17 protein-coding genes are annotated in these 18820 nt (G+C 71.8%); 6 read left to right on the top strand and 11 right to left on the bottom strand.

Annotation, left to right across the window (positions count from 1 at the left end):
* Position 1: 1 nt before the first annotated feature.
* Positions 2-997: a deoxyribose-phosphate aldolase gene (gene deoC / locus ACRAS8_RS13370; RefSeq protein ID WP_438490462.1), complete on the bottom strand. Its 996-nt coding sequence runs from the start codon at positions 995-997 to the stop codon at positions 2-4.
* A gap of 329 nt (positions 998-1326) precedes the next feature.
* On the opposite strand from deoC, the gene ACRAS8_RS13365 reads away from it, so the two are divergent.
* From ACRAS8_RS13365 to ACRAS8_RS13355, 3 genes are all read left to right on the top strand, one after another.
* On the top strand, positions 1327-2151 hold the full coding sequence (locus tag ACRAS8_RS13365; RefSeq protein WP_438486153.1) for a hypothetical protein: 825 nt from the start codon (positions 1327-1329) through the stop codon (positions 2149-2151).
* On the top strand, positions 2148-2819 hold the full coding sequence (locus tag ACRAS8_RS13360; RefSeq protein ID WP_438486151.1) for a class F sortase: 672 nt from the start codon (positions 2148-2150) through the stop codon (positions 2817-2819). The genes ACRAS8_RS13365 and ACRAS8_RS13360 overlap by 4 nt, the downstream gene beginning before the upstream one ends.
* Before the next feature lie 108 nt (positions 2820-2927).
* Complete coding sequence (locus ACRAS8_RS13355) at positions 2928-3557, top strand: PH domain-containing protein (protein ID WP_438486149.1); 630 nt, start codon at positions 2928-2930, stop codon at positions 3555-3557.
* A 46-nt stretch (positions 3558-3603) separates the two neighbouring features.
* Here ACRAS8_RS13355 and ACRAS8_RS13350 read toward each other — a convergent pair whose 3' ends face one another.
* The 8 genes from ACRAS8_RS13350 to ACRAS8_RS13315 form a co-directional block, all read right to left on the bottom strand.
* Positions 3604-4212, bottom strand: coding sequence for a carbonic anhydrase (locus tag ACRAS8_RS13350; protein WP_438486148.1), 609 nt, complete (start codon positions 4210-4212; stop codon positions 3604-3606).
* A gap of 290 nt (positions 4213-4502) precedes the next feature.
* Positions 4503-5690, bottom strand: a complete 1188-nt coding sequence (locus ACRAS8_RS13345; protein WP_438486146.1) for a methyltransferase domain-containing protein — start codon at positions 5688-5690, stop codon at positions 4503-4505.
* Positions 5691-5859: 169 nt separating this feature from the next.
* A complete protein-coding gene (locus tag ACRAS8_RS13340; RefSeq protein WP_438486144.1) occupies positions 5860-6195 on the bottom strand; it encodes a hypothetical protein in 336 nt (111 codons plus the stop codon).
* Positions 6196-6205: 10 nt separating this feature from the next.
* Positions 6206-6694 (bottom strand): hypothetical protein, encoded by a 489-nt coding sequence (locus tag ACRAS8_RS13335; protein ID WP_438486143.1) that lies wholly within the window; start codon positions 6692-6694, stop codon positions 6206-6208.
* Positions 6695-6788: 94 nt separating this feature from the next.
* Positions 6789-7991: a helix-turn-helix domain-containing protein gene (locus ACRAS8_RS13330; RefSeq protein WP_438486142.1), complete on the bottom strand. Its 1203-nt coding sequence runs from the start codon at positions 7989-7991 to the stop codon at positions 6789-6791.
* A gap of 270 nt (positions 7992-8261) precedes the next feature.
* Positions 8262-9935: a phospho-sugar mutase gene (locus ACRAS8_RS13325; RefSeq protein WP_438486140.1), complete on the bottom strand. Its 1674-nt coding sequence runs from the start codon at positions 9933-9935 to the stop codon at positions 8262-8264.
* 270 nt (positions 9936-10205) lie between these two features.
* Positions 10206-11021, bottom strand: coding sequence for a purine-nucleoside phosphorylase (locus ACRAS8_RS13320; protein WP_438486139.1), 816 nt, complete (start codon positions 11019-11021; stop codon positions 10206-10208).
* Positions 11022-11138: 117 nt separating this feature from the next.
* Positions 11139-11576 carry a gamma-glutamylcyclotransferase gene (locus ACRAS8_RS13315; protein ID WP_018541767.1) on the bottom strand — a complete coding sequence of 146 codons (438 nt, stop codon included), beginning with the start codon at positions 11574-11576 and terminating at the stop codon, positions 11139-11141.
* A 140-nt stretch (positions 11577-11716) separates the two neighbouring features.
* On the opposite strand from ACRAS8_RS13315, the gene ACRAS8_RS13310 reads away from it, so the two are divergent.
* Together ACRAS8_RS13310 and ACRAS8_RS13305 are read left to right on the top strand one after the other, a co-directional pair.
* A complete protein-coding gene (locus ACRAS8_RS13310) occupies positions 11717-13186 on the top strand; it encodes an NAD(P)H-quinone dehydrogenase (RefSeq protein ID WP_438486138.1) in 1470 nt (489 codons plus the stop codon).
* A gap of 281 nt (positions 13187-13467) precedes the next feature.
* Complete coding sequence (locus ACRAS8_RS13305) at positions 13468-14442, top strand: DeoR/GlpR family DNA-binding transcription regulator (protein ID WP_438486137.1); 975 nt, start codon at positions 13468-13470, stop codon at positions 14440-14442.
* Between the two features lie 109 nt (positions 14443-14551).
* On the opposite strand, the gene ACRAS8_RS13300 is transcribed toward ACRAS8_RS13305, so the two are convergent.
* Positions 14552-15124: a TetR/AcrR family transcriptional regulator gene (locus tag ACRAS8_RS13300; RefSeq protein ID WP_438490460.1), complete on the bottom strand. Its 573-nt coding sequence runs from the start codon at positions 15122-15124 to the stop codon at positions 14552-14554.
* Between the two features lie 327 nt (positions 15125-15451).
* Between ACRAS8_RS13300 and ACRAS8_RS13295 the strand changes: the two genes are divergently transcribed.
* Positions 15452-16636: an alpha/beta hydrolase gene (locus tag ACRAS8_RS13295; RefSeq protein ID WP_438486136.1), complete on the top strand. Its 1185-nt coding sequence runs from the start codon at positions 15452-15454 to the stop codon at positions 16634-16636.
* A gap of 163 nt (positions 16637-16799) precedes the next feature.
* Here ACRAS8_RS13295 and ACRAS8_RS13290 read toward each other — a convergent pair whose 3' ends face one another.
* On the bottom strand, positions 16800-18569 hold the full coding sequence (locus ACRAS8_RS13290; RefSeq protein ID WP_438486135.1) for an acetyl/propionyl/methylcrotonyl-CoA carboxylase subunit alpha: 1770 nt from the start codon (positions 18567-18569) through the stop codon (positions 16800-16802).
* Between the last annotated feature and the right edge of the window lie 251 nt (positions 18570-18820).

Below are 18820 nucleotides of genomic sequence, written 5' to 3'. Positions count from 1 at the left end.
GTCAGTCCACCGTGACGTAGTCGGGGCCGGAGTACCGGCCGGTGCCGAGCTTCTGACGCTGCATCAGCAGATCGTTGAGGAGGCTGGACGCGCCGAAGCGGAACCAGTCGGCGGTCAGCCACTCCTCGCCCAGTGTCTCGTTGACCATCACCAGGTACTTGAGTGCGTCCTTGGTCGTCCGGATGCCGCCGGCCGGCTTGACGCCGACCTGCACGCCGGTCGCGGCGGCGAAGTCCCGCACCGCCTCCAGCATCAGCAGCGTGACCGGGGGCGTGGCGTTCACCGCCACCTTGCCCGTGGAGGTCTTGATGAAGTCGGCGCCGGCCAGCATCGCCAGCCAGGAGACCCGGCGGACGTTGTCGTAGGTCTGGAGCTCGCCGGTCTCGAAGATGACCTTCAGGTGCGCGGCGCTGCCGTCGGGCCGGGCGCACGCCTCCTTCACGGCCTTGATCTCCTCGAAGACCTCCAGATAGCGGCCGGAGAGGAAGGCGCCCCGGTCGATCACCATGTCGATCTCGTCGGCGCCGGCGGCCACCGCGTCCCGGGTGTCGGCCAGCTTGACCGGCAGCGCGGCCCGGCCCGCCGGGAAGGCGGTGGCGACCGAGGCGACGTGGATGCCGGAGTCGCCCAGCGCCTCCTTGGCGACGCCGACCATGTCCGGGTAGACGCAGATCGCGGCGACCTTGGGGGCGGTGCGGTCCGTGGGGTCGGGGTGGACGCCCTTGGCGCACAGCGCCCGGACCTTGCCGGGGGTGTCCGCGCCTTCGAGCGTCGTCAGGTCGATCATCGAGATGGCGAGGTCGATGGCGTACGCCTTCGCCGACGTCTTGATCGAGCGAGTGCCGAGCGTGGCGGCGCGGGCCTGGAGCCCTACCGCGTCGACGCCGGGGAGTCCGTGCAGGAAGCGGCGCAGCGCCCCGTCCGAGGCGGTCACGTCCGCCATCGATGCCAGGCGCCCCGCGGCCTCTTTGCCGTATGCGGGAACAGTGGTGGGCATGGTCACGAGGGGAGCATATCTACGCGCGTAGCTTCCTGTCACCCCCTGGATTTCGTCGTTCTTGCCGTCGAGGGATGGAGGGTCGCGGAACGGGGAGAAACCGGACGGATGGGTTTCTGTGGGCAATCTGTTACGAACCCGTGGGAGCACCATCAAGCAAGATCACTAATGTTTCTTTCGTCACGCCGCCCGACGGATCGACGACCACGATCACCGGGGCGGTCTGCGCTCGACCACGATCACCGGGTGATCTGCGCTCTCGTTGCCCAATTGCTCAATTGCCCAATTGCTCACCCTTCCAACACGACACGTAAAACGGGGAGTTGTCGATGTCCTCCATGTTCTCGCGCCGGCGCCGGGCCCTTCGCGTCGCCGCGACCTCCGCCGCGGTCGCGGCCGCCGTCCTCGGTCCGGCCGCCGGGGCCTTCGCCGCCCAGACCGGCGCCGCGGACGGCAGCCCCGCCGCCGTCGGGACGCACGCGACGCACGTCACGGCCGCCCCGGCCAAGACCGCCCATGCCTCGGCCAAGACCGCCCCCGCTCCCGTCAAGCCCGCCGCCGAGCTGCCGGCCTCCGACCGCTACGCCGGGCAGCCCGTCTACATAGGCAAGGGCTATGTGGCCGTCCTCCGGAACGACCCGGCCGCCGGCGGCCCCGAAGCCTGGATCCGCTACGTCGGCCCCCACTGGAAGCCCGGCGACACCTACATGGTCCGGGTCATCGACCTCCTCGACCGGGGACACCGCACCGCCTCCCTGGACGGGATGACCCTGCGCCTGCTCGACGCAGACGGCAGTGCCCCCAAGCTCCAGGTCACGGGCCCCCAGGGCACCAAGACCTATGCCCTGCCCCGGTCCGCGAAGCCGGGCGCCAAGCCGGCCGCCAAGCCGGCCGGCCACCGCGCCACCAAGCCCGCCACCGCGACCGCGACCGCCGCCACCCTCTCGGACGTCAAGGCCACCGTCTCCGACGCCAAGGCCACCGGCGGCCAGACCAAGGTCGTGCCCAAGGGCTCGGTCGCGGCCGGCGCCGAGGGTGTCGGCGACTCCGACCACACCCTGGTCCTCGCGGGCGGCGCCTTCGCCTCGGCCGGCGCCGCGGGCATCGCGATCGCGGTGCTGCGCCGCCGCCAGGACGCGGGTTCGCAGGGGTGAGCCGCGCCCCCCAGGGGCGCCGGGCAGGCCGCCGGGCTCTGGCAGCCTGCCTGCTCGCGTTGGCGCTCGGCGGCACACTGCTCGTCGTCGGCCTGACGGAGGACGGGCCCGGTGTCGACGCCAACGGCGTGCCGCCGGTGCACATCGCCTCGCCGGCCGCCCCCGCCGCTCCCGCCGCGCCCCCGCAGACCGCGGCGGCGTCCCCGATGCCGGCCGCCGCACCCGTCCGCGTACGGATCCCGGCCGCCGGCGTCGACACCGGACCGGTCCTGCGCCTCGGCCTCGCCGCGGACGGCACGGTCGAGGTGCCGTCCGTCAGGGCCGCCGACCGTATCGGCTGGTACGACCAGGGCGTCACCCCCGGCGAGACCGGCCCCGCCGTCCTCATCGGCCACTACGACACCGCCGAGGGCCCCGCCGTCATGAAGAACGTCGCCCGGATCAGGCCCGGGGACCGGATCTTCGCGGACCGGGCGGACGGCACCACCGCCGCCTTCGCCGTCCGCGCGCTCCAGCAGGTGGACAAGGCGCACTTCCCCACCCGGCAGGTCTACGGCAACACCGCCCGCCCCGAACTCCGCCTGATCACCTGCGGCGGCGACCTCCGCGACGGCCACCGCCCCGACAACATCATCCTCTACGCCGACCTGCTCCCACGGGCCGCGTAGGGCCGGCTCCGGCGGGGCGGCGGCGGACGGTTCGCGGCCCCGCATCGATGCCGGAACGCAACAACCACGCCGTGTCCGGCATCCGGACAGTCAGGCAGAATCGGCGGCATGACGCGCCCGGAACCGTCCACCTCGCCCCGTCCGCAGTACGCGGAACGCAGCTACCGCTCGCCGGCGGCCCTCGTCGGCGGCGCGCTCCTCATCCTGCTCGGCCTCTGGCTCGGCGGCGACGCGCTGCTGCGCGGCACCGTCCACATCAAGCTCACCGCGCTCTTCGCGCTGCTCCTCGGGGTGCCCCTGGTCGCCGCCTTCTCCCTCCGCCCGCTCGTCCGGGCGAACGAGGACCGGCTCCTGGTGCGCAACCCGTTCCGGACGATCACCCTCCCCTGGTCCGCCGTCGACGAACTGCGCGCACACTTCTCGGCGGAGGTCTTCGTGAGCGGCGGCACCAAGTACCAGCTCTGGGCCATCCCGGTCTCCCTCCGCCAGCGTAAGAAGGCCACCCGCCAGGCGTCGCGCGGCGCGGCCGCCGACCGCCCCCGCTTCGGCCTCAACGCGGACTCCGGTCCGGTCCCGAAGGCGATGGCCGACCAGACCCTCGCCGAACTCCGCGAGATCAAGGAACGCGCGACGGGCCGCGAGACCGCCCAGGGCGAGCCGCGCGTCCGCTGGTCGTACGCGATCCTCGCCCCGGCCCTGGTGGGGGCGTTGGGGCTGGCGGTGATGCTGGCGCTGTGATGGCGTGATGGCGCCGCTCCCGGGCGGTGGCGGGCTCACAGCGGGCTCACAGCGGGAGGAACGCGTCCAGGCCGCGGTGGTGGGCGAGGACCAGCCCGGTGTCCACCGCGTAGAACCAGCCGTGCAGTCGGAGCCTTCCGGCGGCCAGGCGCTTGTCCACGCAGGGGTAGGCACGCAGCCGTTCCAGCTGTACGCGCACGTTGCGTTGTACGGCTTCGTGTACGCCCGGGTCCCCGTCGCGTCCGAGCGTGTCCAGGCCGTCCGGTAGCTGGGCTTCGAGCCAGCTCGCGACGGCCGGGACGGTGGTGAGGTCTTCGCGGTGTACGCGGGCGCGGACCGCTCCGCAGTGCGAGTGGCCGCACACGATGATGTCCGGGACTTCGAGCACGTCCACGGCGTATTCGATGGTCGCGGACTCGCCGCTGGGCCGCTGCTCGTCGTAGCGCGGGACGGCGTTGCCGGCCGTGCGCAGCTCGAACAGGTCGCCCGGGCGGGCCCCGGTTATCAGGGACGGTATGACCCGGGAGTCGGAGCACGTCACGAACAGCGCCATCGGCGACTGCCCCGCCGCGAGCCGCCCGAACTGCGCACGTTGCTGCGTGTTCTGGGCGATGCGCTGCCCGAGCCTACGGGCGTGCTCGATGAAGGAATGCATGAAGGCCCCCCCCCATGTGCCGTGGTCGGCGGTGGGGGTGGATCGAAGTCTCCTGGGCCGCCCGATGGTTGCCCCTACGGGGTTCCCGCGCCGGCCCGGCGAGATACCTGGCACGGAGAGCGCACCGTTGCGCGCCGGCGCGCCCGATCCTCGGGGCGCGACCCCGGTTCTCGACGTCGCCCCGAACGGCCGGGGCGATGCGCCGACACGCGGTGTCCATGGGGTTCGTCATGTCGTCAACTCCTCGGTAGTTGATGGCCGTGGCCCGACAGGCGCCTTCCTCGCGTCTGTCAAGTTCCCTCTCCCCTTTGCGGGATCGGCCGACCGGGAGTCTCCAGCCATGGTGTCTGCCGGCCGTCGGTGGTCACGGTCATTCCGAAGTGCTCCGGGCGGGGGCAGGCATGGCTTCTCCACCAGTGGTGGGCCGCCTCGACTTCGCTCCAGAGGCGGCGGTGGCCGTGTTCCCAGACCGTGAACCGTTCGTCCGTCTCTCCGTCGTAGTCGATGGCGGCCCAGGACGTGGCGTCGACGGTGGCCAGCCAGAGACGGGCGGACACCCCTTCAACATCGGGGCTTTCGTGCCAGGTCCACCACACGTCGGGGAGTTGGAGGCCGATGGTGAACTGTGCCGCCCAGTCGTCCCCTGTGATGCTCCACGGAGACAAGGTCGTGGACCTTTCGTCGGGTGCGTGTTCGTCCCTGACCACGTCGCGGAAGATCCGCAGGTCGGTGCGTTGGCCGCGCATGAGCATGAAGGCGGAATGAGGGTGGAAGGTGCCGGAGGCGCTTCCGTCGGAATTCGCGACGAGGCGTAGGAGGCCATAGCAGAGCCACGGTGTTTCCCAGGGGAGGAGCATGACACCGCCGGGCTTCATACGGGCTACCCAGCCGGGCGGCACCCTTCGGACGGAACAGGTCGCCAGCAAGCGGTCCAGGTCGTGGCCCACTTCCCACGTCGCCCCGTCTCCGGTGACGATGTGTGGGGTCAGTCCGGTGGCCTTCAGGTTGTCTGCGGCTCGATCGGCCAGAGCGGGGTCTACTTCCACCGTGGTCACCAGGTCCGAACCCAGCCGGTGGGCCAGCAGGCCGGCGTTCCAGCCGGTTCCTGTGCCGATCTCCAGTACGCGGTCCCCGCCGCGTACGTCCAGCATGTGCAGCATGCGGAAGACGATGCCGGGGGCTGAGGCGGAGCAGGACGGCCAGCGTTCGTCGTCGCCGGGGTCCGCGCCATCGTTGATCTGCGTCACGACGGGTTCGTCGTCGTAGGCCGCGCGGAGCCATTCGTCCGGGGACTTCCGGCGGTCGCACGGGGTGAGGTCATCGCCCAGCCACACCGTGTCCGGGAGGAACCTGTGGCGGGGCACCCCCAGGTAGGCCGTTTCCCACTCAGGTGTCAGAGGCTGCGGCAGTGTCGTGTTCAGCCTGCCGAGCAGGCCGCTCGCGACGGCCTGCTCGGCGGCTCCGGTGGTGTCGGTCATCCGGAGAGTCCTACTTCCCCTTGCCGTGCTTCGGGCCCGGGTTGGGGTCCTTGGAGTCGGACGACGGTTTGGCCGTGCCCGGGTCTTTGCCTCCGGCGTGTTTTCCGTCGCCTCCTCCGCCGCCCTTACCAGTTCCCCATGCCATTCCTGTCTCCTCTCATCGCGGCTGTCAACGTGATGGTTCGTCGTTCTCGTCGTCCTCGTCGGGGTCGTTCTCCATCAGGAGCAAGCGAGCGCCCCGACTCTGCGAAACGCGGTGGACCTTGGCCAGGTGGTCGTTCAACTCGACGGCCAGCAGGTGGATTTCGCCGGGTGTCCATGACCGGGCGGCGAGGATGTTTCCGGCGTCCTCGATGAGTTCGGCCGCCGAGTGCATCTGCTCCGCTTCGACCTTGTCGGCGAGGCGGGAGACGTACCCGGTGCCGGTTCCGCCGAGGAGATAGCACGGCTTCCCGTCCGGGCTGGTCCACGGCAACAGCCGGGCGGTGTCCATGGGGTTGGTCACGCCGCCACCTTCACACCGCGAATCCGGCGGGGCCCGGCGTCGATTCCATGACGTGCAGAAAGCCGCCGGCCTTCTCGATGTCGCGGGCGACCCGGTCGTACTCCTGGGTTACGGGAGAGATCATCGAGCGACATGCCGTGACGACCGCACCGGCTGCGCCGGACTTGATGTGCTCGATCGCCCGCTTGAGGCCCGAGCGGTCGCCGGGCGGCAGCGTTTCCGCGTCGTCATCCTCGATCACGTCCGTGATCTCCCAGCAGAACGCGTCGGCGTATTCCGTGCAGTCCGTTCGCCATGCGGTGATGTCCGCGCCCGAGGTGGCGCAGAGGTAGATGACGCAGCGGAACCGCCCGATGCGCGTGGCCTTGGCCGATGCGCCGGCCTCGCCCGGTGAGACGCCTGCTGCCGCGTCCGCGAGGGCCTGTCGCCGTCGTAAGTCGCTTTCGGTTCGGCGAGCCGTGGACGGCCCTCGCCAGTGCCCGTGTTCGTCATTGACCATGCATCAATCGTGTCCGAACGATCACGCATGGTGAAGAGACGGGGTGTAGGGCTGGGCGGGAATGCTCGCCCTCGACTCATACGCTCCGTAGGCGCTACGCAATCAGCGGTACGCCGATCAACTCGCTGATGTTCCGCACGCGTGTGGTGGAGACTTTGGCGAGACGCTTTCCGATGACGCCGGGCAGTGCTTGGTGTTTGACCCACTCCGGGGCGTCGAGTCCTACCTCGATCAGGGTGTCGGCGGCTCGGTCGTAGAGCTTCGCCTCGCACTGGGCCAGGGCAACGTCGAGCTTGTAGCGGTTACGCGGGATTTTGAGCATGGTGCGGGGCAGCGTGGTGCGCGCGGCCAGTTTCAACGCCGACCCGTGGTTCCCGAGGGCCACGGCGATTCCCACGGCCTCGGTGTTCGCCGTGGTGGGACCGAAATACGTGCCGTACAGCACCTCGTCGCTACCGAGCCGGGAGGCCGCGGCCTGTGCCTGCGACAGGTAGTCGTTCGCGGATGCGGTGTCCCCCCGACGCGAGGCCGCGACGGCGGCAGCGATCATCAGCCGTCCGTACGCGAGCAACTGGGGGCGGTGCGCCTTGCTGAACGACGGCTCGATCTGCACGGCCGCGCGTTCCGCGATGGACATCGCCCGGGGAACCCTCGCGCTCCGCAGGTGAATCCATGACAGCGTCGACTCCACGAGCGCGGCCTGCACGGGATCGCCGGACTTCTCGGCCAGTTGACGTGCGGAGGCGATCGCGCCGAAGGCGAGATCACGCTGCCCGAGCAGAACCGCCGTCGAGGCCGCGGTCTGGTAGGTGCTCGCGAGGACCGATCCCAGCCGTTCGCGTTCGTGCCCCGTCGCTTGCCCGTACCGAGCACTGCCTTCGAGCAGCACCTTGGCGATGAGTCCGCTCAGCTCTCCGTATTCGCCCCGCCAGTAGGTGGCCCACACACGGTCGAGAGCAGTTGACAGTTCGGCGAGCGTACTCGGCTCCTCCATGCCGTCCCATTCCCCAAGGGTGCTGTCGTGCACCGCGTCGGAAATGCGTCGCACGGCAGCCCTGGTGTCTCCGCTCATCCCCCGACGCGGCGCCTGCTGCCCCAGGATTACCGCGACGTCGGTCTTGAGCGCGTTGGCGAGCTTCAGGAGTGAGCCGACGGACAGCTCGCCGCGGTCCTGTTCGGCCTTCTGTACCAGGGCGAGCGAGACGCCCGCCGCTTCGGCGAGCCCCTGCTGTGTCAGATCGGAGCCCCGCAGATGCTTGAGGCGCTTACCAGTCGTCAGGTCGGCCCAGTTGCTCACGATCACCTCGGTGGGTTGCTCAAAGCTCAGCGGCTACTCCGATGGTAGGGGCCACCACCGACAGGGCCGGGGCGAACGGAACAACCGGAGCCGCCGGAACAGTTGAACGGTTCGGCCGCATCGGGCGCAGCCCTCGTAGGAACGTTCCCGCTGGGCGGTGAGCCACACCCGCACCCGCAACCGCAACCGTCGCCGTCCCACGTAGGGAGGGCCGGACCCCGTCGGGAGCCCGGCCCTCGTCACGCAGCCGATTGACGGCGCGTCAGTACGTCAGATCCCGGCCGCCGCCGACAGATCCTTCTTGATTGCTGTCAGGGTGGTCGTCGCCTTGGCGCGGGCGGCCGGGAGGCCGTTCGCGTCGGCCACCGGCACCACGACCTCCAGGTAGCACTTGAGCTTGGGCTCGGTGCCGCTGGGGCGGACCACGACGCGGGCCGCCTCGATGCCGTCCGACGGTGCGCCCGCCAGGTAGTAGCGCAGGCCGTCGGTCGGGGGGAGGGCTGCGCTGCCCTCGTTGAGGTCGTCCGCGCGGGTCACCGTCAGGCCCGCCAGGGCCGCCGGCGGCTCGGCGCGCAGGCGGCGCATCGCGTCGGCGATCAGGGAGAGGTCCGTGACCCGCACCGAGAGCTGGTCGGTGGCGTGCAGGCCGAACTCCACGGCCAGCTCGTCGAGGAGGTCGGAGAGGGTGCGGCCGGACTGCTTGAGCTCGGCGGCCAGTTCGGTGATCAGCAGGGCCGCGGTGATGCCGTCCTTGTCGCGGACGCCCTCGGGGTCGACGCAGTAGCCCAGCGCCTCCTCGTAGGCGTAGCGCAGGCCGTCCACCCGGGCCAGCCACTTGAAGCCGGTCAGGGTCTCCTGGTAGCCGGCCTTCGCACCGGCCGCGATACGGGACATGAGCTGGGAGGAGACGATCGTCGTCGCGAACGTGCCGGTGGCGCCCTTGCGGACGAGGTGTGCGGCGAGCAGGGCGCCGACCTCGTCACCGCGCAGCATCCGCCAGCCCTCCGGCGTACCGGGGGCGGGAACGGCGACGGCGCAGCGGTCCGCGTCCGGGTCGTTGGCGATGACGATGTCCGGGGCGGCCTTGCGGGCGGTGGCGAAGGAGAGGTCCATCGCGCCCGGTTCTTCCGGGTTGGGGAAGGCGACGGTGGGGAAGTCCGGGTCGGGGTCGGACTGTTCGGCGACGACCGTGGGGGCCGGGAAGCCCGCACGGGCGAAAGCGGCGGTGAGCGTGTCCCGGCCGACGCCGTGCATGGGGGTGTAGACGACGTCGACGGCGCGCGGGGAGCCCGGCGTCAACACCGCGTCGGTGCGCTCCAGGTAGGCGGCGAGGACGGAGTCGTCCAGGGTTTCCCAGCCGCTCTCCGGGCGGGGGACGTCGGCCAGGGAGCGGACGGCGGCGATCCGGTCGGCGATCTCGCCGTCCGCGGGCGGGACGATCTGGGAGCCGTCGCCGAGGTAGACCTTGTAGCCGTTGTCCCGCGGCGGGTTGTGGCTGGCGGTCACCTCGACGCCGGCCACCGCGCCCAGGTGCCGGATGGCGAAGGCCAGGACGGGGGTCGGCAGCGGGCGGGGCAGGAGCGCGGCGCGCAGGCCCGCGCCGACCATCACCGCCGCGGTGTCCCGCGCGAAGTCGGCGCTCTTGTAGCGGGCGTCGTAGCCGATGACGACGAGGCCCTCGCCCTGCCCGCTGTCCTTCAGGTACGCGGCGAGGCCGGCCGCCGCCCGGATGACCACCGACCGGTTCATCCGCATCGGGCCGGCGCCCAGCTCGCCGCGCAGCCCGGCGGTGCCGAACTGGAGGGTGCCGGCGAACCGCGCCGCCAGCTCCTCGTGCCGGCCCGCCTCGATGAGGCCGGCCAGCTCGTCCCGGGTCTCCGGGTCGGGGTCCTCGGCCAGCCACGCCTGTGCCCGGCTGATCAGCTCCGCGGGAACGGTAGCCACGTGATGCTCCTGCCTGTGGATGCGGTGTGGGGGGTGCGGTGTGGAGGATGCGGAACGGGCCGGCCCGCCCGGGCCGGTTCCGTCGGAAGCGGCTAGATGAGTGTGTCCGAAGTCCCGTCGTCCGCCCGAAGGGCGGGCCTCGCGGCGTCTGGTGCGGTACATCGCAAGGCGCCGGAGCGGCCTGATAGCGGAGCTATCGGGACGTTTCGGCAACGCCGCGAGGTGCCGTGCCAGACGCCGCGAGGCAGGCGGGACTTCGGACACACTCATCTAGATCTTGCTGAGGACCTGGCCGAGCAGGGTGCCCATGGCGATCGCGGAGTCGCGGCCCGCCTGGAGCACCTCCTCGTGGTTCAGCGGCTCGCCCGTCATGCCGGCGGCGAGGTTCGTCACCAGCGAGATGCCCAGGACCTCGGCGCCGGCCTCGCGGGCGGCGATCGCCTCCAGGACGGTGGACATGCCGACGAGGTCGGCGCCCATGGTGCGGAGCATCCGGATCTCGGCCGGGGTCTCGTAGTGCGGGCCGGGGAGCTGGGCGTAGACGCCCTCCTCCAGGCTCGCGTCGACCTCCTTGCACAGCGCGCGCAGCCGCGGCGAGTACAGGTCGGTCAGGTCGACGAAGTTGGCGCCGGCGATCGGGGAGGTGGCGGTGAGATTGAGGTGGTCGCTGATCAGGACCGGCTGGCCGGGGCGCATGCCGTCGCGCAGGCCGCCGCAGCCGTTGGTGAGCACCACGGTCTTGCAGCCGGCGGCGACGGCGGAGCGGACGCCGTGCGCGACCGCCGCGACCCCGCGGCCCTCGTAGTAGTGGGTGCGGCCCAGGAAGACCAGGGCGCGCTTCTCGCCGATCTTGTACGAGCGGATCTTGCCGCCGTGGCCGGCGACGGCCGGCGGCGGGAAGCCGGGCAGCTCGGTGACCGGGAACTCGTGCTCGGGGGCGCCCAGGGCCTCGGCGGCCGGGGCCCAGCCCGACCCCATGACCAGGGCGACGTCGTGGGTCTCGGCGCCGGTGAGCTCGCGGAGGCGGGCCGCCGCGGCGTCCGCGGCGCCCTTCGGGTCGATGTCCGGGGTAACAGATGCGTTCACGCGGACGAGGGTAGCCGGTAATCCCCTACGCGCGTAGATGTCGCTGCCCACGGGCCTGGAGGCGTTGGCTTGTGGCATCTGCCAAAGGGGGTGTCGGGTCTGCTGGGCGCCCTCGCGTCAGCACGGGCGCTTGCGGATCTCCATGACGTAGTCGTGCGGGGCGCCGGCGGACTCGGCGGCATCGGCGATCTCGCCCAGATAGCGGGCCGAGGGGAGGCCGCCCTCGTAGCCGTTGAGGACGTAGATCCAGGCGGCCTCGTCGCCGTCGAGGGTGTGCGCCCGGACCCGCATCCGCCGGTAGATGCCCAGGCCGACGCCCTCCCAGCGGTCCATGGACTCCTCGTCCATCGGGGCGATGTCGTAGAGCGCGACGAAGAGCTGGGACCCGGGGTCCTCGACGACCGTCGCCAGGGCGCCCTCCCACCCCATCTGCTCCCCGCCGAACGTGAGCCGCCAGCCGTTCAGCCAGCCCGTGCCGCGCAGCGGCGAGTGCGGTGCGCGGCGGGACATCAGCCGCGCGTCGAGGTTGCCGGCGTACGCGGCGTAGAGCGACATGCTTCCGAGGGTACGGGAGGTTCCCCATTGGGCTCGTGGTACCGGAGGTTCGTACGACCGGCTGGCGAGAGCACACGCCCGGCGCCCGTCGGGCCGCCTCCGCGCCCCCGGGGGAGAGCCGTCGTCGGGCGTGCGGGACAATGGAGTACGTGACTCGGATCGTGATCATCGGTGGTGGACCCGGCGGATACGAAGCGGCCCTGGTGGCGGCTTCGCTCGGCGCGGAGGTGACCGTCGTCGACTGCGACGGTCTGGGCGGGGCGTCGGTGCTGACCGACTGCGTCCCCTCGAAGACCCTTATCGCCACGGCCGAGGTGATGACGACCTTCGACTCCTCCTATGAGGAGCTGGGCATCATCGTCGGGGACCCGGAGTCGCACAGCGGCTGCGCCGCGGGCCCTTCCAAGGACCGTCCCGCGCGGGTGGTCGGCGTCGATCTCGGCAAGGTCAACCGACGGGTCAAGCGGCTGGCGCTGGCCCAGTCCCACGACATCACCGCCTCGGTCACCCGCGCCGGCGGCCGGGTGCTGCGCGGCCGCGGCCGGCTGGAGCCGGGCCAGGCGCCGGACGGCTCGCGCAAGGTCACGGTCACCGCCGCCGACGGCTCCACCGAGGGCCTGATCGCCGACGCCGTGCTGATCGCCACCGGCGCCCACCCGCGCGAGATCCCCGACGCCCAGCCGGACGGCGAGCGGATCCTGAACTGGACGCAGGTCTACGACCTCACCGAGCTGCCCGAGGAGCTCATCGTCGTCGGATCCGGCGTCACCGGTGCCGAGTTCGCCGGCGCGTACCAGGCGCTGGGGTCCCGGGTCACCCTGGTCTCCTCCCGCGACCGGGTGCTGCCGGGCGAGGACCCGGACGCCGCCGCCGTGCTGGAGGACGTCTTCCGCCGCCGCGGGATGAACGTCATGGCGCGGTCCCGGGCGCAGTCCGCCAAGCGGGTGGGCGACCGCGTCGAGGTCACCCTCGCCGACGGCCGGACGATCTCCGGCACGCACTGCCTGATGGCGGTCGGCTCCATCCCGAACACCGAGGGGATCGGCCTGGAGGGCGCCGGGGTCAGGCTGAAGGACTCCGGGCACATCTGGACGGACAAGGTCTCCCGCACCACCGCTCCCGGCGTCTACGCCGCGGGCGACTGCACCGGCGTCCTCGCGCTGGCGTCGGTCGCCGCGATGCAGGGCCGGATCGCGATGTACCACTTCCTCGGCGACGCGGTCACCCCGCTCAACCTCAAGACGGTCTCCGCCAACGTCTTCACCGACCCCGAGATCGCCACCGTCGGCTACTCCCAGGCCGACGTCGACAACGGCGTGATCGACGCCCGGGCGGTGAAGCTGCCGCTGCTGCGCAACCCGCGCGCCAAGATGCAGGGCATCCGGGACGGCTTCGTGAAGCTGTTCTGCCGGCCCGGCACCGGCATCGTCGTCGGCGGTGTGGTGGTCTCGCCGCGGGCGAGCGAACTGATCCACCCGATTTCGCTCGCGGTCGACAACAACCTGACGGTCGAGCAGATCGCCAGCGCCTTCACCGTCTACCCGTCGCTGTCCGGATCGATCGCCGAGGTCGCGCGGCAGCTGCACACCCGGAAGACGGCCGGCGGCTGACCGGTGCCCCGCAAGCCGGACCATGGAATATTTGTGCCCACGGTGGGCACTTGGGGTGAAACGGTCCTTCACGGGCGGGACCGGACGCCTCGGACTGGGGTCCGCGGTCGATTGCCCAACAGTGCAACTGACCAGGCAACGAGCGGGTTTGAACACGCACAGTGACGAGGGTCGAGGCATGTGCATGCCGCATACCACGTGAAGCGACGCCGTGTGAACAACTTCCGTTAATTGGTGCAACCTGCTGAAAACAGACGGTCGTTGGCGTTACTGTCAGTTTCGTGTTCGCTGCAGAACGTCGCCAACTGATCCTAGAAATGGTGCGCGCAAACGGAGCGGTTTCGCTCCGTGAGCTCGCCCGTGTCGTCCAGACCTCCGAAGTGACCGTACGACGCGACGTGCGGGCGCTGGAGGCAGAGGGACTGCTCGACCGCCGGCACGGCGGTGCGGTCCTACCAGGAGGTTTCACCCGGGAATCCGGCTTCCCGCAGAAGTCCCACCTCGCGACCGCCGAGAAGACGGCCATCGCCGATCTCGCGGCCGGCTTCGTCGAGGAGGGCGAGGCCATCGTCGTCGGCGCCGGGACCACCACCCAGGAACTGGCCCGCCGGCTCGCCCGCGTCCCCGGCCTGACCGTCGTCACCAACTCCCTCCTCGTCGCCCAGGCCCTGGCCCACGCCAACCGCGTGGAGGTGGTGATGACCGGCGGGACCCTGCGCGGCTCCAACTACGCGCTGGTCGGCAGCGGGGCCGAACAGTCCCTCCAGGGGCTGCGGGTCTCCCGCGCCTTCCTGTCGGGCAGCGGCCTGACCGCCGAACGCGGGCTCTCCACCTCCAACATGCTCTCCGCCAGCGTCGACCGGGCGCTGGTGCAGGCCGCGGGGGAGGTGGTGGTGCTCGCCGACCACACCAAGCTCGGCTCCGACACCATGTTTCAGACCGTGCCGACGGACGTCATCACCCGGCTCGTCACCGATGAGCCGCCCGCCCACGACGACCGGGCCGCCACCGAGTTGCAGGCACTGGCCGACCAGGGCGTCCAGATCGCCGTCGCCAGCGGCTCGCTCACCGGAGCGGCACCGGCCCAGCCGGGCATGGACGCCGCCCCTCCGGAGCGCCGGAACCCACGGCGGGACGTGCCGCTGCCGGGCCAGCGCCGCAGCCACCCGGGCGCCGCGCCCGGGGCCCCGCAGCTGCGCTCGGCGGGCTCGCTCGGGGACGGCCGGGTGGCCGATCTGGCGCCCCGGCGGCGCTGAACGGGTCGCGGACGCGGGCGCCGGCGGGCCGGAACGTCCGGCCCGGTGCCGCCCGCACCCCGTCGACCGTCAGAAGCGCTCCAGGTGTGTTGTCCCGGCCCGCCGGGGCCTACGCCCCCGTGTCCCGGTCCGCCGGGTCCGGCTTCAGTCCGCGCAGGGTCAGCGTCAGCAGCCGGTCGGCCAGCTCCGGATCGTCCGGGGACTCCTCGGCGGCCAGCGCGATGCCGTTGGTGAGCTGGAGCAGATCGCCGATGACGACGCCCCGGCGCACCGCTCCGGCCTGCTGTGCCCGGGTCAGCAGCGCGGCCCCGGCCTCGCCCAGCGGGACGCGGCAGCGCGCCATCCCCGAGCTCTCGTCCGCCGACGCCGTCATCAGCGCCCGCGACAGGCCCCGGTAGGTGCCGGCGTGCGTGATCAGCGCGCGCAGCCAGTCCACCAGCGCGGTGCACGGCTGCGGGGCGTCGGCCAGCTCCCGGGCGTAGCCGAGCAGTGCCTCCACCTCGCCCTGGAAGACCGCGCCCATCAGGGCGGTGCGGTTGGGGAAGTGGCGGTAGAGGGTGCCGATGCCGACGCCGGCGCGGCGCGCGATGTCCTCCAGCGAGGTGTCCGTGCCGTGCTCCGTGAACGCCGTCCGGGCCTCGGCCAGCAACCGCTCGTAATTCCGGCGCGCATCGGCCCGCATGGGGCGCGCCGCGGCCGTCCCCGCGGCCCCCGGCCCCGCCGCCGCGGCGGCCCGCCCCGCCCGCCGCTGCCCTGCCGTGTCGGTCCCCATCCCGCCGTCCTTCCTCGATCCCGCGTCCAGCATGCCATCGCGGTGCCGGCCGGCGGGCGGGGGTGTGGACGGTGGACGCCCGGCGGCCGGCCGGTGACCGGCCGGCGTACCGGTGCCGTCGGGCCGGCGAACTCCTGGGAAAGGCCGCAACGCCGCCCTCCCAGCGGCCATCAAACCAGGCGCAAAGGGGCTTCCGGGGTCGTCCGGGAGCCGTCCGGGAACGTCTGGGGAACATGCATGGGACTGACCAGCCGGCCGCTGCTGTACGCCGTGATCGCCCTCGCCGTGGCCTGTGTGGGGCTCACCGTCTGGATCTGGCCGCGGTTCTCCGGGCGCGGGCCGCGCGCGGTGCTGGGGCGGCTCGGCGTGATCGCCGGCACCCAGCTGGCCGTCGTGGCCGCGCTCGGCCTGGTGGTGAACACCAACTTCCAGTTCTACGCCTCCTGGCACGAACTCCTCGGCATGTACGACGGGGCGCCCGCCGCCGTCGGCAAGTGGGGCGACCAGGGCAGTGCCGGGCCCGCCGGCGACCCGTCGAAGGGGCTGGTGCAGGCGTCCGGACCGCAGGGCCTGGACAAGGTCCACGGGGTGCCCAAGGGCCCGCCGGAGAAGAACGGCAAGGTCGAGACCGTACGGATCGTGGGCAAGCGAACCCGGGTCGCCGATGCCGCGTACGTCTATCTGCCACCGCAGTACTTCCAGAAGCAGTACGCCCGCCAGCGGTTCCCCGTCGTGGTGGCGCTCAGCGGCTACCCGGGCGGGATATTCCTGCTCGGCCAGCACCTGCGGGTGCCGGAGACGGCCGCCAAACTGGTCCGCGACGGCACCCTCCAGCCGACGGTCATCGTGATGATGCGGCCCACCATCGCGCCGCCGCGCGACACCGAGTGCGTCGACGTCCCCGGCGGCCCGCAGACCGAGACGTTCTTCGCGCAGGACGTCCCGGACGCCCTGAAGTCGCACTACCGGGTGGGCCACGACCCGGGCGCCTGGGGCCTGCTCGGCTACTCCTCCGGCGGCAGCTGCGCCCTCCAGCTCGCCATGCGCCACCCGCGCACCTACACCGCCGCGGCCGCCCTCTCGCCCGACTACAAGATCTCCACCGACCCCACCACCGGCAACCTCTTCGGCGACGACAAGGACCGCGGCCGGCGGCGCGCGGAGCACGACCTGATGTGGCGGCTGGCGCACCTGCCGGCCCCCGAGGTCAACGTCCTGATCGGCACCAGCCGCAGCGGCGAGAAGAACTACCCGGCGGCCCGGGCGTTCCTGGCCGCGGTCCGCCCGCCCATGAAGGCGGACTCGATCGTCCTCGACCACGGCAGCCACAACTTCGCCACCTGGCGACGCGAACTGCCCGCCGCGCTCCAGTGGATGAGCCGGACGCTGCTGTTCCCGGAGGAGGTCGTCGGCAAGTCGTAGCGACCGTCGCCGGCGACGAAGGAAGACCAAGGAAGGCGACGGAAGACCAAGGAAGGCGACGGAAAACGAAGAAAAGGGGGGAAAGGGGCGGGCTCCTGGTACGCGGTGTACCGGGAGCCCGCCCCTTGTGACGGCCCGAGGGCCGATCAGTCCCTGCTCTCGCTCAGTCCTTGATCTCGCAGATCACCGCGCCGGAGGTGAGGGCCGCGCCCACCTCGGCGGTCAGGCCCTTGACGGTGCCCGAGCGGTGCGCGTTGATCGGCTGCTCCATCTTCATCGCCTCCAGGACGACGACCAGTTCGCCCTCGGCGACCTGCTGGCCCTCCTCGACGGCGACCTTGACGATGGTGCCCTGCATCGGGGACGCCAGGGTGTCACCGGAGACCGCGCTGCCGGTCTTCCTGGTGGCCTTGCGCTTGGGCTTGGCACCCCCGGCGACCGCGGCCCGGGCCAGCGGCATGCCGAGCGACGCCGGCAGCGAGACCTCCAGCCGCTTGCCGCCGACCTCGACCACGACGGTCTCGCGGGTGTCCGCCTCGCCCTCCTCGCCACCGGGCGCGGTGAACGGCGGGATCTCGTTGACGAACTCGGTCTCGATCCACCGGGTGTGGACCGTGAACGGCTCGGCGGAACCGGCCAGTTCGGGGGCGAACGCCGGGTCCTTGACGACCGTGCGGTGGAACGGGATGGCGGTGGCCATGCCCTCCACCTGGAACTCGTTCAGCGCCCGGGCGGCCCGCTGGAGGGCCTGCTCGCGGGTGGCGCCGGTGACGATCAGCTTGGCCAGCAGGGAGTCCCAGGCCGGGCCGATGACCGAGCCGGCCTCCACGCCCGCGTCCAGGCGGACGCCCGGGCCCGCCGGCGCGTCGAACCTGGTGACCGTGCCGGGCGCCGGGAGGAAGTTGCGGCCCGGGTCCTCGCCGTTGATGCGGAACTCGAAGGAGTGGCCGCGCACCGCCGGGTCGTCGTAGCCCAGCTCCTCGCCGTCGGCGATCCGGAACATCTCGCGGACCAGGTCCAGGCCGGTGACCTCCTCGGTGACCGGGTGCTCCACCTGGAGACGGGTGTTGACCTCCAGGAAGGAGATGGTGCCGTCCTGGCCCACGAGGAACTCGCAGGTGCCGGCGCCCTCGTAGCCGGCCTCCTTGAGGATGGCCTTCGAGGCGCGGTACAGCTCGGCGTTCTGCTCGTCGCTCAGGAACGGCGCGGGGGCCTCCTCGACGAGCTTCTGGTGGCGGCGCTGCAGCGAGCAGTCACGGGTGGAGACGACGACCACGTTGCCGTGCTTGTCGGCCAGGCACTGGGTCTCGACGTGCCGCGGGCGGTCGAGGTAGCGCTCGACGAAGCACTCGCCGCGGCCGAAGGCGGCGACCGCCTCGCGGACCGCGGAGTCGTAGAGCTCGGGGACCTCTTCGAGAGTGCGGGCGACCTTCAGGCCGCGGCCGCCGCCGCCGAACGCCGCCTTGATCGCGATCGGCAGCCCGTGCTCCTCGGCGAACGCGACGACCTCGTCGGCCCCGGAGACCGGGTCCGGGGTGCCGGCGACCAGCGGGGCGCCGGCCCGCTGGGCGATGTGCCGGGCCGCGACCTTGTCGCCGAGGTCGCGGATGGCGTGCGGCGGCGGGCCGATCCAGGTCAGGCCGGCGTCCAGCACGGCCTGCGCGAACTCGGCGTTCTCGGAGAGGAAGCCGTAGCCCGGGTGGATCGCGTCCGCGCCGGAATCGGCCGCCGCCTGGAGGACCTTGGCGATGTCCAGGTAGCTGGTGGCAGGGGTGTCACCGCCCAGGGCGTATGCCTCGTCCGCGGCGCGGACATGCAGAGCGTCCCGGTCCGGGTCGGCGTAGACCGCTACGCTCCCGATCCCGGCATCCCGGCATGCACGGGCAACGCGGACAGCGATTTCGCCACGGTTGGCGATGAGCACCTTGCGCACGATGGGTCCTTCCTTGGCGCTACGCCGCAACACACTGAACGCAGCGAGTTTAGGGACTGGCGACACCGCGTGCCGACCCGTTCCCTGGGGTGAGCTTGCCCACACGGAGCGTGCACGCGGCGCTGGTGGGGGACCAAAGTCCGTTGGAATCCCAGGGTAGGCCCGGATTCCGGGGCTCCGGCGCGCGGCACGGTGTGGCTTAGGTCTCGAACTGCGGACGCCCGGCGGACCGTCAATTCTTTGTGGAGTCC

It is taken from the genome of Streptomyces sp. S186, from assembly GCF_051603415.1.
Lineage (GTDB): Bacteria > Actinomycetota > Actinomycetes > Streptomycetales > Streptomycetaceae > Streptomyces.
The sequence above is the reverse complement of the archived record's forward strand: the minus strand, read 5'-3'. Positions and strand labels throughout refer to the sequence as shown.

Bases quoted from the DNA above. Each gene is read 5' to 3' on its own strand.
- deoC (WP_438490462.1), bottom strand. From the start codon at position 997: ATGCCCACCACTGTTCCCGCATACGGCAAAGAGGCCGCGGGGCGCCTG.
- ACRAS8_RS13365 (WP_438486153.1), top strand. From the start codon at position 1,327: ATGTCCTCCATGTTCTCGCGCCGGCGCCGGGCCCTTCGCGTCGCCGCG.
- ACRAS8_RS13355 (WP_438486149.1), top strand. From the start codon at position 2,928: ATGACGCGCCCGGAACCGTCCACCTCGCCCCGTCCGCAGTACGCGGAA.
- ACRAS8_RS13350 (WP_438486148.1), bottom strand. From the start codon at position 4,212: ATGCATTCCTTCATCGAGCACGCCCGTAGGCTCGGGCAGCGCATCGCC.
- ACRAS8_RS13345 (WP_438486146.1), bottom strand. From the start codon at position 5,690: ATGACCGACACCACCGGAGCCGCCGAGCAGGCCGTCGCGAGCGGCCTG.
- ACRAS8_RS13335 (WP_438486143.1), bottom strand. From the start codon at position 6,694: ATGGTCAATGACGAACACGGGCACTGGCGAGGGCCGTCCACGGCTCGC.
- ACRAS8_RS13315 (WP_018541767.1), bottom strand. From the start codon at position 11,576: ATGTCGCTCTACGCCGCGTACGCCGGCAACCTCGACGCGCGGCTGATG.
- ACRAS8_RS13310 (WP_438486138.1), top strand. From the start codon at position 11,717: ATGGAGTACGTGACTCGGATCGTGATCATCGGTGGTGGACCCGGCGGA.
- ACRAS8_RS13300 (WP_438490460.1), bottom strand. From the start codon at position 15,124: ATGCGGGCCGATGCGCGCCGGAATTACGAGCGGTTGCTGGCCGAGGCC.
- ACRAS8_RS13295 (WP_438486136.1), top strand. From the start codon at position 15,452: ATGGGACTGACCAGCCGGCCGCTGCTGTACGCCGTGATCGCCCTCGCC.